The sequence below is a fragment of the Serratia sp. X10 genome (genome assembly GCF_017811775.1).
Classification (GTDB): Bacteria; Pseudomonadota; Gammaproteobacteria; order Enterobacterales; family Enterobacteriaceae; genus Serratia; species Serratia ureilytica.
In genome coordinates this window covers 775,200-790,375 of record NZ_JAEIOH010000002.1, presented here as the reverse complement: position 1 = coordinate 790,375, position 15,176 = coordinate 775,200, and the positions used below count along the sequence as shown (strand labels likewise).

Here is a 15,176-nt window from a genome sequence, read left to right as displayed (position 1 = left end):
CACCGAGGGAAAGTCTACTGGAACGCCAAATGTCGTTCAATTAGTGAACTGCGTAACGCCTCGCACAATTCGCATGCAACGCTAGTGCGGCTTGCGGCCCATCGCGCTGAGGAAGCGTTGCTGCAGACGCAACAGCTCCTCCAGCTCCAGCAGGCGATAGTCGATGCCGAAACGCGGCGCCACCTCGCCGATAATGCGGCTCAACGCCGGGTAATGGCGGTGGCTCCAGTGCGGAAACAGATGATGCGTCAAATGCAGATTCGCCCCGCCCAGCCAATAACCCAGCCAGCGCGGCCGAGTCTGCCAGTCGAACGTGGTGGCGAACACGTGGTGATACCAACCGTGCGGCATCGCGCCCTGCGCCGGTGCCTGATAAAAGTTGGCCTTGGCCCAGTGGGTGCCGATGATCAACATCACGAACAGCAATGAAGAAAGCATCTGGCTCAGTAAATAGACCAGCAGAATTTGCCCGATGCCGATCGCCGGCGGCAACAGCCAACATGGGATCGCCAGCGCCAGCAGCAGGTGCGCCGCCTTCCCCGCCAGAAACCCGATCCAGCCGCGTACGCCCTGCTGCGCCATGCGCGCCGCCACGCGGGTGCGGCCCGCCCTGTCCAACCAATCGAACAGCCAGATGTAGTACGGAAAAGTCAGCGCCGCCACCAACGGCCAATAGTAACGCTGCGCGCGCATAAAGGGTCGCCAGCGCTGGAACGGCGTTTGCCGCAGCACGCCGTTGGCGTCGATATCGGGATCGTAATGTTCGATGTTGTTATGGGCATGGTGGAACAACACATGCCGCACGCGCCAGCAGTCGGGATCCAGCCCCAGCGGCACGCTCACCAGTGCGTTCAGCCAGCGGTTGGCCCAGGGGCGGCGGAAAAAGGCGTTGTGCGAGGCATCGTGCACCACGTTCACCGTCAGGAACATGCCGATAAAGATAAAACCGAAGTAGCAGGCGAAAAACGCCCAGCCGTTATGCTGCTGCAGGCTCAGCCCGTAACACAGGCCGCACAGCGCCAGCAGCAGCGCGACCTTCGCCAGCATGCCGCCGTCGGCGAAACGGTGATCGCCGTGGGTCGCCAGATAATGCTGGGCGGCCTGCATCAGCGCGCGGTGCAACCCGTTGTCGTCGCGCCGATAGGCTAACGGACGCAGCGGTTTCATGGCTGTCCCATCCGGCGCAAGAAGCGCTGTTGTTGCGCCAGCAGTTCGCGATAGCCGATGCAGCGGTACGCCATGCCGTGCCGCTGCGCCACTTCCGCCACCGCGGCGGCCAGCGCTGGGTAATGCCGGTGATTCCAGCCGGGGAACAGGTGATGCGTCAGGTGATAGTTCAGCCCGCCGGTCAGATGCTCCAGCCAGTGCGGTTCGGGCTGCCAGTCGCAGGCGGTGGCGAAGTTGTGCCGATACCAGCCGTGCGGCATGCTGTCGCCCGTCGGCGCCGGGTAAAACTCGGCCTGCGCCCAATGGGTGCCCAACAGCAAGAACACCACCAGCAGCGAGGCGCACATCTGGCTGAGCGCGTAAGCCAGCAACACCCAGCCCCAGCCGATGCCGTGCAAGTGGCCCACGACCAGCGGCACCACCAGCACCAGCGCCAGATGCGCGAGCTTGCACAGCACGAACAGCGCCCAACCGCCGCGCCCCGCCAGCACGCGTTTTTCCCGCAGCGGCGTTTTATCGAGCCGATCGGACCAATCGAAAATCCAGGCGATATAGGGCAGCGAGAGCGCGGCGATCAGCGGCCAGTACAGATGCTGATAGCGCATATGGGGCCGCCAGCGCTGAAACGGCGTCTGGCGGAAAAAGCCGTTCTCTTCGGTATCCAGATCGTAGTGTTCGACGTTGGCGTAAACGTGGTGGTAATCCACATGCCGCGTGCGCCAGTAGTCCGGATCGACGCCCAGCGGCAGCGTCACCAACCGCCCCACCAGCCGATTGGCCCAGGGCGCACGCAGGAAAGCGTTATGCGAAGCATCGTGGTTGACGTTGACATTGAGCAGCATGCCCATGGTCACGAACAGGAAATAGCAGAGGAAAAACGCCCAGGGCTGATGCTGCAGCAGGCTCAGCGCGTAAAACCCGACGCACAACGCCAGCAACAGCGCGGCCTTGGCCAATCGCGCGGCATCGGCATAGCGATGATCGCCCGCCAGACAGGCGTGGGCCGCGCGCTTAAGATCGCGGTGGAAGGCCTGTTCGCCATCGGCGGGAAAACGCAGCGGCGGCAATGATTCAGCCATGCGGTTCCTCCACGGCGGCCGGTGCGGCTACTCTTCCCCAGCCCAACGCGACGCACAGGGCATGCAACGCCACGGCGGCCATGGCGATATGCCAATAGCGCTGCGGCCAACCGAGATAGCCGATAAACAGCAGCGGCATGCCCAGCGCGATCAGCAGCCAGACGGCACTCGCCCACCGCCGCCCTTCCGTCATGCCGCCCAGCGCCACCGATCCCAACGCCAGCAGCGCCAACAGCGCCATTTGCGGCCAGCTGATGTCGCTATAGCCGTAACCGTATTGATAGACGTAACCGACCACCAGCGAGAACAACAGCATGGCGCCGCTGAAGACGCTGAGCGCCGAACGGCGCTCGCGTGGCCGGCCCGGCGCCGGGCGCCATGCCAGGCGCAAATAGCGCAGGAACGGCAGATTGCTCGCCCAGAACGGGTTGGCGGACGGCCTGTCGCCGCCGACGCCATAGCTGAACGGCGTGCTCGGCAATGCCGGGCAAAAGGTGCCGAACAGCTTGTCCCAGAAGATAAAGCTGCCGCCGAAGTTCTTATTGGAATACGCCATGTCCTTGACGTGATGCACCCGATGATGCGCCGGCGTGACCAGGATTTTTTCCAGCACGCCGAGCTTCGGCGTCAGCGCATTGTGGTTAAACAGCTGAATGCTGTAATGAAAAATAGAGACCACAACGAACACCGACAGCGGTACCCCCGCCAGCGCCAGCAGCAAAAAGAACGGGATCGACGTCAGCGACGAATACCAGGAGTTGCGCACCCCCAGCGACAGATTAAAGTGCTCGCCCTGATGGTGCACCACGTGCACCGCCCACAGCAGGCGGAAACGATGGTGCAGACGGTGCAGCCAGTAGAAACCGAAGTCCCACGCCAGCAGGGCGAACAGCCACATCAGCAGCGGCGGCCAGGCATCCAGCAACCCCAGGCTGAAATGCGCGGCCACGTAGCCGTAGCAGGTGATCTCCAACCCGCGGAACAACCACAGCATGATATGGCCGGAATTCAGGTTGAACACCAGATCGTGCCAGTTGACCGGCTCGCGACGCCCCCACTGCAGCGCCACCGCCTCGGCCACCACGATGAACAGCATGAACACTATCGGCAATGCCAGATCGCTCATCCCATTTCTCCTTTAACGACGCGCCGGCGCAGGGTTTTCATGCGCAGGGCCAGCCAGCCGGCGAACAGCGCCAGCAGCGCGCCGCCGGCCAAATCGATAAACAAATGCCGACGCAGTTGCAGAATCGAGAACGCGATCGCCACGCCCCACAGCATCCACAGCGCCGTGCGCACTTTGCATTCGCCGTCGCTCAGCGCCCACACCGCCAGCACCGTCAGCGCCATATGCAACGAAGGCAGGCAGTTTTGCGGTGAGTCCACCCGGGTTAACGCCGCCAGCAGTTGCGCGCTGATCCCGACGCCATCGTTCTGCGGATAGGCCATGGTGGTCGGCCACAGCAGATAAACCGCCCCGGCGCCCAGCGCGGTAAGCTGCATCGCCAGCGTCAGCCATTTGATGCGCGGCAGCGGCGCCAGCAGATAGCCCGCCGGGACGATGAGGAAGAACGACAGATAGAGCCAGATGGCCGTGGGGCTGAACGGGATCGCCCGATCAAGCGCCGACGGCGGCAACAGGGTACCCGCCCCCTGCAGGCGATCGGTCAGGCTATACACCACGCCGACCGTGCCCCACCCCAGCAGCATGTGCCATAGCCTGAACAGTGCGCTTTTCATGACTCCTCCGCCCGGCGCACGATGCGCCGCCGCTTGCGATCGAACTGCGGCAGCACCGCTTGCGCCGTCAACCGCCATTCGAGGCGATCGGTGGCGATGCCCTGACGAGCGAACAGCGCCATCAGCTGCGCCTGACAGTGCGCCAACGCCGCCGGGCTGCAATCGGCAATCAGCTCCAACCGCCGTTCGCCATGCTGGATCAGGCGGTAATCGCTGGTCAGCGGCAACGCATTGGCGATCGTTCGGCTGCAGGCATCGGCGAACACCGCCTGCGGTTGCCGCTGCGCATCGGGCAGCATCAGCTGATCGTCGCGCCGCCCCTCGATACGGGCGATCGCCCGCGTCGGTTGCCCGCATGGGCAGGGTTCCTTGCGCAGCACCAATACATCGTCCAGCCGATAGCGCACGATCGGCTGCGTACTGCGGGTGAAGTCGGTGATCAGCGGCGTGAAGCGCAGTTCGTCGATCCACTGCGGCTCGATATGCAAAAACTCCTCGTTCAGGTGCAAGGTGCCGTGCGCGCAGGTGGCGGCGAGGAACCCCTCGGTAGCCTGATACACTTCGCCGACCGCCGGAAACACCTGCAGCAGCAGGCGGCGATCCTGTTCTTCAAGCACCTCGGCGACCGAGATCACTTTTTTGACCGGCAGCGTCACCTGCCCGGCCAGCACCGCCAACGCCAATGCGCGCAGCACCTGCGCCGGGGCCACGATGATGCTGGGCGCCTGCCGTTCCAATGCCGGCAAGTGGCCGCTGAACGGCGCGAGCAAATCGTAAAACGCCAGGCTCAGCCAACGGTTGTTCACGCTGTGATAGAGATTATTATCCGCGCGCAGAAACAGCGCGACGCGCTCGCCCGCCGACAGCCCGTCCGGCAGCATTTTCGCCAGCATGCCGCCGGCCCACACCTGCTGTTCGCGCGGGCTGACGACAAACACGCCGCGCTGCCCGGAAGTGCCGGACGACAATCCGACGCTGTAGCGCCCGATCTTCGGCGTGAAATCGCGATCCGCCTCGCTGCGCTGCGCGCAGGCCAGCACCGCATCGCGCCGCAGCCCGGCGGTGTTCATGCGGTCGAACTGCGCCATCATCAGCGCCTTGTCCATCTGCGGCCATTCGGCGAACGGCCGGCGGCTGAAGCCTTGAAAATAGGGACTCTTGCTCAGCACCCGGCGGGCAAAACCCTCAAGCTGTCGGGCCTGATGCGCCTCCAGCGCCGCACGATCGCCAAAGCGCAGGCGCCGGGCGCGGAAATAGTGCCAAAGGGTCATGAAGGGGATCACAGGTCCCCCTCATGGCACAGCAAAATGTTGACCTGGCCGCCCGCCCACAGCTGGTTGAGCCGCTCCAGGGTGCGGGTGTAAGCCGTCGCGTCGTCCATCACCAGATTGGCCAGGCGCGAAGGCCCGCGCAGCGTCTGATAACTCTGCGGCGACCAGGCGGCGTCGCTGGCCAGCAGCGTCCAGCCTGCGTCGGTGAGGATAAAGGCACCTATATGGCCGGCCGCATGCCCCGGCAACGGCACCAGCACGATCTGCCCTTCACTGCCCGGCAGCGCGTAACCGCGATCGAACGGCGCCAACAGCGCGGGCAACGCCACCGCAGGAAAAGACTCCATAAACTGCAGACGGCTCTCGAAATCCGCCGGGATCAGGCCGGGAATAAAGGCGCGCTTCAGCGCCGCGAAACCGCGCAGCCCACGGGTTTGCTGCCAGCCCTCGCCGGAGCAAATAAAGTCGAGTTGGCTGAAATCCTGCAGCCCGGCGATGTGATCGGCGTGAAAATGCGAGACGATCAGCGCCTGAATATCCCCCTCGGCGTAACCGGCTTCGCGCAGTTGATGCGCCAACGACTCGGTCGGATCGAAATAGACCGGCGTCATGCGGCGGTAAAGGCTGAACAGCCCCGACTGCGTGTGCTGCTGAAAATAACGCGCGTAGCCGGTATCCCACAGCCAGCGGCGCTCCCCCACCTCCAGCAGATAGGCGCGCGCCGGGAATTTGCACACCCGGAATCCGGCGCCGCGCAGCGCCATGCAGCCGATATGCGTACAATAGCCCACTTCAAAAACGGTGACCTTAGCCATGCTGCCCGCCTCCTTGCCGCCGCAGCCACTCGCCGGTCAGACGAATGCCCTCTTCCATCGAATAACGCGGCCGGTAACCCAACTCTTCGATCGCACGGGTCTGGCTCAGCGTCATGTCAAAATGCACCGCCGCCACGCTGTAGCGCGTCAACAGCGGTTCCTTGCCGCTCAGCGCCGCCCACAGCTCCATGCCGCCGGCCAGCGTATGCAGCAGCGGATAGGACACGGCCTGCAGCCGATAACTCAGCCCCAGTTCCTGACGTAGCAACGCATCCAGCATCTCCGCCAGCCGCTGCGGTTGGTGGTTGGTGATGTTGTACACGGCACCGGACGGCAATCCGCGTTGCCGGCTGGCCAGATCCATCGCATGCACCACGTTGGGGGCGAAGGTCAGATCCAGCAGCGCCTGTCCGCCGCCGGGCAAACGCAATACCCCGCGGTCGTGTTCGAGCTGCTGTAATAGCCGCGGCACGATCACCCGATCGTGCGGGCCAAACAGGCCGCGCGGCCGCAGCATAATGTAGGTGGTTTGCGGATAGATCTTCGCCTGCGCCAACAGGCGCTGCTCGGCCGCATACTTGCTGGCGGCATAGTGATTGGCGAAGCGCCGGGCGCGGTAACCCTCGTCAAGATCGTAATGCGGCTGAAAATCGAAGTAGATTGCCGGTGTGGAGATATGCACGAAGCGCCGCACGCCGCAGCGCCCGGCCGCCTCCGCCAGCTTCTCCGTCGCCGCGGCGTTGATGCGGTGAAACTCCGCTTTGCCGCCCCAGGGCGAAGACTTGGCCGCACAGTGCCAGACCCATTCGCAGCCGGTCACCAGCTCCCGACACTGCTGCGGCGTGGCCTGCGCCAGATCGAGCGCGCAAAACTCGGCGCCCAGCTGACGCAACGCTTCGCCGGCCCGTTCATCGCGGCCGGTGGCGCGCACCTGATGTCCGGCCTCCAGCAACCACTGCGCCGCGTTGCGTCCCAGCCCGCTGGTCGCCCCGGTGACCAGCACCCTCATGGCAGCAACACCATGCCGGCCAGCGCCAGCCCGGCGGCGGTGCCGATCAGCATCACCGGCTGACCGGGGTTGAAGCGCCCGGTGGTCACGGCGGCATGCAGCGCCGTCGGGATAGACGCCGCCACCTGATTACCATGATGGCGGTAGATATCGACCAGCGCCTCGCTGGAGACGTGCAGCCGTTTGCGCATATGTTCGAGCGACAGATGGCTGGCCTGATGCGGCACCACGGTGGCGATCTGCGCCAGAGTCAGGCCGCTGGCGCTCAACAGCCGATCGAGGTAACCCTCAATCAACGCCGACGCCTGGCGGAACAGCGGCTTGCCCTGCATATGAAACAGGAAGTCTTGCTCACACATGCCGGCGCGCGGGTTGCGACGCGTGCCGCCGGCGCGGATCTCGCACAGTTCGCTGCCGGCGGGGTAGGTTTCCACCAGGCTGGCGAGGATGCCGCTGGCGCCGTCGCCGCGCTCCACGATGGCGCAGGCCGCGCCGTCGCCGAAGATCAGCGACGACTCTTCGTGCTGCCAGTCGATGCCGCGTGAAGCGAGATCCGCCGAGACGATGGCGATGCGTCGATACGTTCCGGCGTTCAGCAGCCCCGCCGCCACCTGTAGCGCAGAGATAAAGCTGACGCAGCTGCTGTTGATGTCGAAGCCCGGCGTGCCCGGCGCCAGTCCCGCCACCTTGAGAATGTGCGCGGCGGTGCACGGCAGCGCCTGCACCGAAATCGCCGAGGCGGAGATCAGCAGATCGATCGAGTCTGCCGGAATGGCGCGGCGAGCCAGCGCATCTTGCAGCGCGGCGGCGGCGAGTTCGGCCTGGCTGGCATCGTCGGCGGCGTGATAGCGGTAAACGATGCCCGAGCGTTTTTCAACGTAGCCGGCCGGTTTCCCCAGCCGAGCGTCGAGCGCAGAGGACGCCACGCGGTTAGGCGGCAACGCGGCCCCGGTGGCGATGATTTTCAGAGGCAGCAGCTCGGGTGAGCGTAATTGTGTGGTCATTATTGTTATTGATTAACCTGACTATCCATAAAGCGATTCCCCCGTACGGCGCGAAGGCCACACGGATCATCCCCGGTTTTTATGTCCCAAAATGCCTTTCATCAAGGCGGTATCTCTTGTTATCGGCTACCACAGGCCGACGTCCGTCGGCGGAAGCATAAACGTAACATAACTGAGATAGTGAGTTTACGACAAGGCGACGAGAATGGGCAGACGGCGGGGGAATTATCGGAATAGCGCCGCCGCTGGCGATCGGCGGCGGCGGGGTCAGGCTCAGCGGCGGTTGCGCACCAGCTGGTAACGGCGGGTCAGGTACTCTACCGGCGCACTCCAGATATGCACCAGGCGGCAGAACGGGAACAGCACGAACAGCGTCATGCCCAGCACCATATGCAGCTTGAAGATCAGCGCCACGCCTTCCAGGTGCGCAGAAGCGCCGGCGTGGAAGGTCACGACCGCCTGCGCCCAGGCCACCAGCTTCATCATTTCGCTGCCGTCCATATGCTGGGCGGAGAACGGAATGGTCAGCAACCCCAGGCACACCTGCACCACCAGCAATGTCAGGATCAGGATGTCGGCGACGCTGCTGGTGGCGCGCACCCGCGGGTTGGTCAACCGGCGCTTCAGCAGCAGCGCGCCGCCGATCAGCGTCATCAGGCCGCAGGCGCCGCCGGCGATCATCGCCAGCTTCTGCTTCACGTCGATCGGCAGGAAGGCCTCATACATCCAGTGCGGCGTCAGCATGCCGAGGAAGTGGCCCGCGAAGATGCCGATAATGCCGATGTGGAACAGGTTGGACGCCAGCCGCATGCCCTTTTTATCCAGCATCTGGCTGGAGCCGGCGCGCCAGCTGTACTGCCCGTAGTCGTAGCGCAGCCAGCTGCCGATCAGGAACACCGCGCCGGCCAGATAAGGATAGATGTCGAAGAAGAACTGATTCAAAAATTGCATGATTAGCGTCCTTTGGTTCCGGTTAACGCATCCGTCAGGTCCAGATACTGTGGCGCCACCGCGCCAGCGAAGCGCCGCTGGTGCGCCGTCTGCTGGGCGGAGGCACAGCCCTGCTCGCCGAGAAACTTGACCTGCTCCTCTTCCCACACCGCATCCAGCGCCTGCGGCGTATCGTCGCGCGCCTCTTGCGCCACCTGCGTCTTCAGCGCCTGCGCCTGCGCATCGCTGCCGGACAGCGCCAACAGCAGATCGAACAGCACCGCATACGGGCTTTCGCGCTGCTGCAAGCGCGCGCCCAACAGCGCCAGGATCGGCGCAATGTCCTGCAGCCCTTCCCGCGCCTGCGCCGCGCTGCGGCTGGCCAGATACTCCAGATACAGCGGCAGGAAATCCGGCAGCTCGCGGCTGGCGATCTCCAGCCCGGCGGCGCGGTACTGCGCCATCAGGTCAACCATCGCCTGGCCGCGATCGCGCGACTCGCCGTGCACATGCTCAAACAGCAACAGCGAGGTGGCGCGGCCGCGATCGAACAGCTCGCAATAGTCGGCCTGCGCGTCCAGCAACGGGCGCGCGCACAGGCGGCGGATAAACAGAATCAGCAACGCGCTGTGGTGCAGATCCAGCTCGCTGGCCGGTTCCAGCGCTTCAATCAGCGCCTGCTGATGGTCAAACAGCGCCTGCTCCGGGTAATCCAGCAGGCGGGCGATCACTTTCAGACTGATCATGAGGCATCCTCCGGCCGCGCGGTTTTCGCGGTCACGTCAATGGCGTCGATACGGCGGCTGTTGAACAGATTGAACTTGCCGTCGCTGCCGTGGCAGCCGTCGCCGAAGCTGAAACCGCAGCCTTTGCTTTCCGGGAAGGCTTCGCGCGCCAGTTCGCGGTGGCTCGACGGCACCACAAAGCGATCTTCATAGTTGGCGATCGCCAGGTAGCGATACATCTCCTGCGCCTGCGCTTCGCTCAGACCGACCTGCTCCAGCGCGCTGGTGTCCACCACGCCGTCGACGGTTTCCGCCCGTTTGTAGTGGCGCATCGCCAGCATGCGTTTCAGCGCCAGCAGCACCGGCTCGGTATCGCCGGCGGTCAGCAGGTTCGCCAGATACTGCACCGGAATGCGCAGGCTCTCGACGTCCGGCAATACGCCGCTGTGCGCCAGCTCGCCGGCGTCGGCGGCCGACTGAATCGGCGACAACGGCGGCACGTACCACACCATCGGCAGCGTGCGGTATTCCGGGTGCAGCGGCAGCGCCAGTTTCCAGTCCATCGCCATTTTGTACACCGGCGACTGCTGAGCGGCTTCAATGACGCCCTGCGGCACGCCGTCCGCCAGCGCCTGAGCAATCACCTTCGGGTCATGCGGATCGAGGAAAATATCGAGCTGGCTCTGGTACAGATCCTTGTCGTTTTCCACCGCCGCCGCCTGCTCGATGCGATCGGCGTCGTACAACAGCACGCCGAGATAGCGGATGCGGCCGACGCAGGTTTCCGAACAGACGGTCGGCTGCCCGGCTTCGATGCGCGGGTAGCAGAAGATGCACTTCTCGGACTTGCCGCTCTTCCAGTTGAAGTAGATTTTCTTGTACGGGCAGCCGGTCAGACACATGCGCCAACCGCGACACTTGTCCTGATCGATCAGCACGATGCCGTCTTCGCCGCGCTTGTAGATCGCCCCGCTCGGGCAGGTGGCGACGCAGGCCGGATTGAGGCAGTGCTCGCACAGGCGCGGCAAATACATCATGAAGGTGTTTTCGAACTGGCCGTACATCGCCTTCTGCAGGTTATCGAAGTTCTTGTCCTGCGAGCGCTTTTCAAATTCCCCGCCGAGGATCTCTTCCCAGTTCGGGCCGCTTTCGATCTTGTTCATGCGCTGGCCGGTGATCACCGAGCGCGGGCGCGCCACCGGCTGGTGTTTGCCCTGTTTGGCGGTGTGCAGATGCTGGTAGTCGTAATCGAACGGCTCGTAGTAGTCGTCCAGCGCCGGCACGTCCGGGTTGGCGAAGATTTTCGCCAGCACGCCGACGCGGCTGCCCATGCGCGGCTCCAGCTTACCGTTGATTTTACGGATCCAACCGCCCTTCCACTTCTCCTGATCTTCCCAGGCGTGCGGATAGCCGACGCCGGGTTTGCTTTCCACGTTGTTGAACCAGGCGTATTCCATGCCTTCGCGGCTGGTCCAGACGTTCTTGCAGGTGACCGAACAGGTGTGGCAACCGATGCACTTGTCCAGATTCAGCACCATGCCGACTTGCGAACGAATTTTCATTTGTTGTTCTCCTGCTGACTGCCCTGCGCGTAGTCGTTGCCTTCATCGTCCAACCAATCAATACGGTTCATCTTGCGCACCACCACGAACTCGTCGCGGTTGGAGCCGACGGTGCCGTAGTAGTTGAAGCCGTAGGCCAGCTGCGCATAGCCGCCGATCATGTGGGTCGGCTTCGGACAGGCGCGGGTCACCGAGTTGTGGATGCCGCCGCGTTGGCTGGTGATCTCCGAGCCAGGCAGATTCACGATGCGCTCCTGCGCGTGGTACATCATGGTCATCCCCGCCGGGATACGCTGGCTGACCACCGCGCGCGCCGTCAGCGCGCCGTTGGCGTTGAAGGCCTCGATCCAGTCGTTGTCCGCGATGCCCAGATCTTTGGCGTCGTCTTCGCTCAGCCAGACGATCGGGCCGCCGCGCGACAGCGTCAGCATCAGCAGGTTGTCGCTGTAGGTGGAGTGGATGCCCCACTTCTGGTGCGGCGTCAGGAAGTTCAGCGCCTTCTCCTTGTTGCCGTTCGGTTTGCTGTTGAGCAGCGGCTGCGCGGCGCGGGTGTCGATCGGCGGCCTGTACGCCAGCAGGCTTTCGCCGAAGGCGCGCATCCACTCGTGATCCTGATACAGCTGCTGACGGCCGCTGAGGGTGCGCCACGGGATCAGCTCGTGCACGTTGGTGTAGCAGGCGTTATAGGAGACATGTTCGTCTTCCAGGCCGGACCAGGTTGGGCTGGAGATGATTTTGCGCGGCTGCGCCTGAATGTCGCGGAAACGAATTTTCTCGTCTTCCTTGTTCAGCGCCAGATGCCGATGATCGCGGCCGGTGACGTTGCTCAGCGCTTCCCAGGCTTTCACCGCCACCTGGCCGTTGGTTTCCGGCGCCAGCGACAGGATCACTTCCGCCGCGTCTATCGCGCTCTCGATCTTCGGCCGCCCCGCCGCCGGGCCGTCGGCCTTGACGTAGTTAAGCTGCTTGAGGAAATCGACCTCGGTCTGGGTGTTCCAGCTGATGCCTTTGCCGCCGTTGCCCAGTTTGTCCATCAACGGCCCCAGGGAGGTAAAGCGCTCGTAGGTGGCCGGATAATCGCGCTCCACCGCGATGATGTGCGGCGCGGTTTTGCCGGGGATCAGTTCGCACTCGCCTTTCTTCCAGTCCTGCACGCCGTAAGGCTGCGCCAGCTCGGCGGCGGAGTCGTGCTGAATAGGCAAGGTCACCACGTCGGTTTCCTGGCCCAGATGGCCGACGCACACCTCGGAGAAGGCTTTGGCGATGCCCTTGTAGATTTCCCAGTCGCTCTTCGAATCCCAGGCCGGATCGACCGCCGCCGACAGCGGATGAATGAACGGGTGCATGTCGGAGGTGTTCATGTCGTCTTTTTCGTACCAGGTGGCGGTCGGCAGCACCACGTCGGAATACAGGCAGGTGCTCGACATGCGGAAATCGAGCGTCACCACCAGATCCAGTTTGCCTTCGCCGCCCTGTTCGCGCCATTCCACTTCCTGCGGCTTCACGCCGCCCTGCTGGCCGAGATCTTTCCCCTGGATACCGTTCTCGGTGCCCAACAGGTATTTGAGCATGTATTCATGGCCCTTGCCGGAAGAGCCCAGCAGGTTGGAGCGCCAGACGAACAGGTTACGCGGGAAATTCTGCGGATTGTCCGGCTGCTCGGCGGCAAAGCCCAGCGCGCCGCTCTTCAGGCTGTCAACGGTGAACTCGACCGGCGACTGGCCGGCGGCACGGGCCTGCTCCGCCAGGCGCAGCGGGTTAGCGCCCAGCTGCGGCGCCGACGGCAGCCAGCCCATGCGCTCCGCGCGCACGTTGAAGTCGATCAGGCTGCCGCCGAAGCGCGATTTGTCCGCCAGCGGCGACAGCAGCTCATCGGTGCTGACGGTTTCATAGCGCCATTGGCTGGAATGGTTGTAGAAGAACGAGGTGCTGTTCATGTGGCGCGGCGGCCGTTGCCAGTCAAGGCCGAACGCCAGCGGCAGCCAGCCGGTTTGCGGCCGCAGTTTTTCCTGGCCGACGTAGTGCGCCCAGCCGCCGCCGCTCTGGCCGACGCAACCGCAGAAGATCAGCATATTGATCAGGCCGCGGTAGGTCATGTCCATGTGATACCAGTGGTTGACGCCGGCGCCGACGATGATCATCGAACGGCCGTGGGTCTTCTCGGCGTTTTCCGCGAACTCGCGGGCAATGCGGATGATGTTGTGGCGCGACACGCCGGTGATCTGCTCGGCCCAGGCCGGGCTGTAAGCCTTGACCTCGTCATAGTCGGCGGCGCAGTTGGCGTCGCCCAGCCCGCGCTCGAGGCCGTAGTTGGCAAGCAGCAGGTCATACACGCTGGTCACCAATGCTTCGCTGCCGTCCGCCAGCCGCAGGCGTTTCACCGGCAGCTTGTGCAGCAGGATCTCGTCCAGCGCCACGCTGTTGAAATGTTCGCTGTCGGCGCCGCCGAAGTACGGGAAGCCCACCTCGGCAACGTCGTCATGCATGCCCAGCAGACTGAGCTGCAGCTCGACTTCCTGTTGCGACTTGCCTTCGCGCTGCTCCAGGTTCCACTTGCCCTTCTCGCCCCAGCGGAAACCGATGGAGCCCTGCGGCGCCACCAGATCGCCGCTGCGGCCGTCGATAGCAACGGTTTTCCACTCGGGATTGTTTTCCTGGCCCAATCCGTCCACCAGATCGGCGGCGCGCAGCAGGCGACCGGCGGCGTAATGGCCGCCTTCACGCGGTTCCAGCAGCACCAGCATCGGCATGTCGGTATAGCGGCGCACGTAGTCGCGGAAGTAGCCGACTTCGCGATCGAGATGGAACTCTTTCAGCATCACGTGGCCCATCGCCAGCGCCATCGCGCTGTCGGTGCCCTGCTTCGGATTCAGCCAGTGGTCGCACAGCTTGGCGACTTCGGCGTAGTCCGGCGTCACCGCCACGGTTTTGGTGCCCTTGTAGCGCACTTCGGTAAAGAAGTGGGCGTCCGGGGTGCGCGTCTGCGGCACATTGGAGCCCCAGGCGATGATGTAGGAGGAGTTGTACCAGTCGGCGGACTCCGGCACGTCGGTCTGCTCGCCCCAGGTCATCGGCGAAGCCGGCGGCAAATCGCAATACCAGTCGTAGAAGCTCAGGCAGGCGCCGCCGATCAGCGACAGGTAGCGGGCACCGGCGGCGTAGGACACCATCGACATCGCCGGGATCGGCGAGAAGCCGATAATGCGGTCAGGGCCGAAGGTTTTGGCGGTATAGACGTTGGCGGCGGCGATCAGTTCATTGACCTCTTGCCAGCTGGAGCGGACGAAACCGCCGCGGCCGCGCGCCACCTTGTAGCTTTTGGCTTTTTCCGCATCGCCGACGATCGATCCCCAGGCCTCGACCGGATCGCTGTGCTGCGTTTTCGCCTCGCGCCACAGTTTGAGCAGCCGCTTGCGCATCAGCGGGTATTTCAGCCGGTTGGCGCTGTACAGGTACCAGGAGTAGCTGGCGCCGCGCGGGCAGCCGCGCGGTTCATGGTTGGGCAGATCGGGGCGGGTGCGCGGATAGTCGGTTTGCTGGGTTTCCCAGGTCACCAGACCATTCTTCACGTAGATCTTCCAACTGCAGGAACCGGTGCAGTTCACGCCGTGGGTGGAACGCACCACTTTGTCATGCTGCCAACGGCTGCGGTAGCCGTCTTCCCAGTCGCGGTTGGTGTTCAAGGTCTGGCCGTGATCGCCAGAAAAAGGCTCCGCCAACTGCTTGAAATAGCGGAAACGGTCTAAAAATTTGCTCATCCGGAATGCTCCTGAAGGCTCTTGTCGTTATAAGAAGACATGCTCAATCTGCCGCCAGCCTACTGACGGCCAACCGACGGCAAATTGATTGCGATCAAGAGAAAGCGGGCGGCGAC

Annotated in this window: 12 protein-coding genes; all 12 read right to left on the bottom strand. The window is 63.8% G+C overall.

Going from position 1 to position 15,176, the window contains the following annotated elements; translation table 11 throughout:
- Positions 1 to 81: 81 nt before the first annotated feature.
- The 12 genes from J9788_RS09110 to J9788_RS09055 all read right to left on the bottom strand — a co-directional run bounded on the left by J9788_RS09110 (position 82) and on the right by J9788_RS09055 (position 15,060).
- Positions 82 to 1,167, bottom strand: a complete 1,086-nt coding sequence (locus tag J9788_RS09110) for an acyl-CoA desaturase (protein ID WP_033650912.1) — start codon at positions 1,165 to 1,167, stop codon at positions 82 to 84.
- Positions 1,164 to 2,246 (bottom strand): acyl-CoA desaturase, encoded by a 1,083-nt coding sequence (locus J9788_RS09105; RefSeq protein ID WP_046896640.1) that lies wholly within the window; start codon positions 2,244 to 2,246, stop codon positions 1,164 to 1,166. The genes J9788_RS09110 and J9788_RS09105 overlap by 4 nt, the downstream gene beginning before the upstream one ends.
- Positions 2,239 to 3,372 (bottom strand): sterol desaturase family protein, encoded by a 1,134-nt coding sequence (locus J9788_RS09100; protein ID WP_182264294.1) that lies wholly within the window; start codon positions 3,370 to 3,372, stop codon positions 2,239 to 2,241. The genes J9788_RS09105 and J9788_RS09100 overlap by 8 nt, the downstream gene beginning before the upstream one ends.
- Positions 3,369 to 3,986: a phosphatase PAP2 family protein gene (locus J9788_RS09095; RefSeq protein WP_182264293.1), complete on the bottom strand. Its 618-nt coding sequence runs from the start codon at positions 3,984 to 3,986 to the stop codon at positions 3,369 to 3,371. Before J9788_RS09095 ends, J9788_RS09100 begins: the two co-directional genes overlap by 4 nt.
- Positions 3,983 to 5,269: a F390 synthetase-related protein gene (locus J9788_RS09090; protein ID WP_182264292.1), complete on the bottom strand. Its 1,287-nt coding sequence runs from the start codon at positions 5,267 to 5,269 to the stop codon at positions 3,983 to 3,985. The genes J9788_RS09095 and J9788_RS09090 overlap by 4 nt, the downstream gene beginning before the upstream one ends.
- Positions 5,266 to 6,072 (bottom strand): MBL fold metallo-hydrolase, encoded by an 807-nt coding sequence (locus J9788_RS09085; RefSeq protein WP_182264291.1) that lies wholly within the window; start codon positions 6,070 to 6,072, stop codon positions 5,266 to 5,268. Before J9788_RS09085 ends, J9788_RS09090 begins: the two co-directional genes overlap by 4 nt.
- The gene (locus J9788_RS09080) at positions 6,065 to 7,081 is read right to left on the bottom strand and encodes an NAD(P)-dependent oxidoreductase (protein ID WP_182264290.1); all 1,017 of its coding nucleotides are present in this window, start codon (positions 7,079 to 7,081) and stop codon (positions 6,065 to 6,067) included. Before J9788_RS09080 ends, J9788_RS09085 begins: the two co-directional genes overlap by 8 nt.
- The gene (locus J9788_RS09075; protein WP_182264289.1) at positions 7,078 to 8,085 is read right to left on the bottom strand and encodes a 3-oxoacyl-[acyl-carrier-protein] synthase III C-terminal domain-containing protein; all 1,008 of its coding nucleotides are present in this window, start codon (positions 8,083 to 8,085) and stop codon (positions 7,078 to 7,080) included. Before J9788_RS09075 ends, J9788_RS09080 begins: the two co-directional genes overlap by 4 nt.
- 273 nt (positions 8,086 to 8,358) lie before the next feature.
- On the bottom strand, positions 8,359 to 9,036 hold the full coding sequence (gene narI, locus J9788_RS09070) for a respiratory nitrate reductase subunit gamma (protein WP_033643426.1): 678 nt from the start codon (positions 9,034 to 9,036) through the stop codon (positions 8,359 to 8,361).
- 2 nt (positions 9,037 to 9,038) lie between these two features.
- Positions 9,039 to 9,761 (bottom strand): nitrate reductase molybdenum cofactor assembly chaperone, encoded by a 723-nt coding sequence (gene narJ, locus J9788_RS09065; RefSeq protein WP_182264288.1) that lies wholly within the window; start codon positions 9,759 to 9,761, stop codon positions 9,039 to 9,041.
- The gene (gene narH, locus J9788_RS09060; RefSeq protein ID WP_182264287.1) at positions 9,758 to 11,302 is read right to left on the bottom strand and encodes a nitrate reductase subunit beta; all 1,545 of its coding nucleotides are present in this window, start codon (positions 11,300 to 11,302) and stop codon (positions 9,758 to 9,760) included. Before narH ends, narJ begins: the two co-directional genes overlap by 4 nt.
- On the bottom strand, positions 11,299 to 15,060 hold the full coding sequence (locus J9788_RS09055; RefSeq protein ID WP_182264286.1) for a nitrate reductase subunit alpha: 3,762 nt from the start codon (positions 15,058 to 15,060) through the stop codon (positions 11,299 to 11,301). Before J9788_RS09055 ends, narH begins: the two co-directional genes overlap by 4 nt.
- Positions 15,061 to 15,176 lie beyond the last annotated feature (116 nt).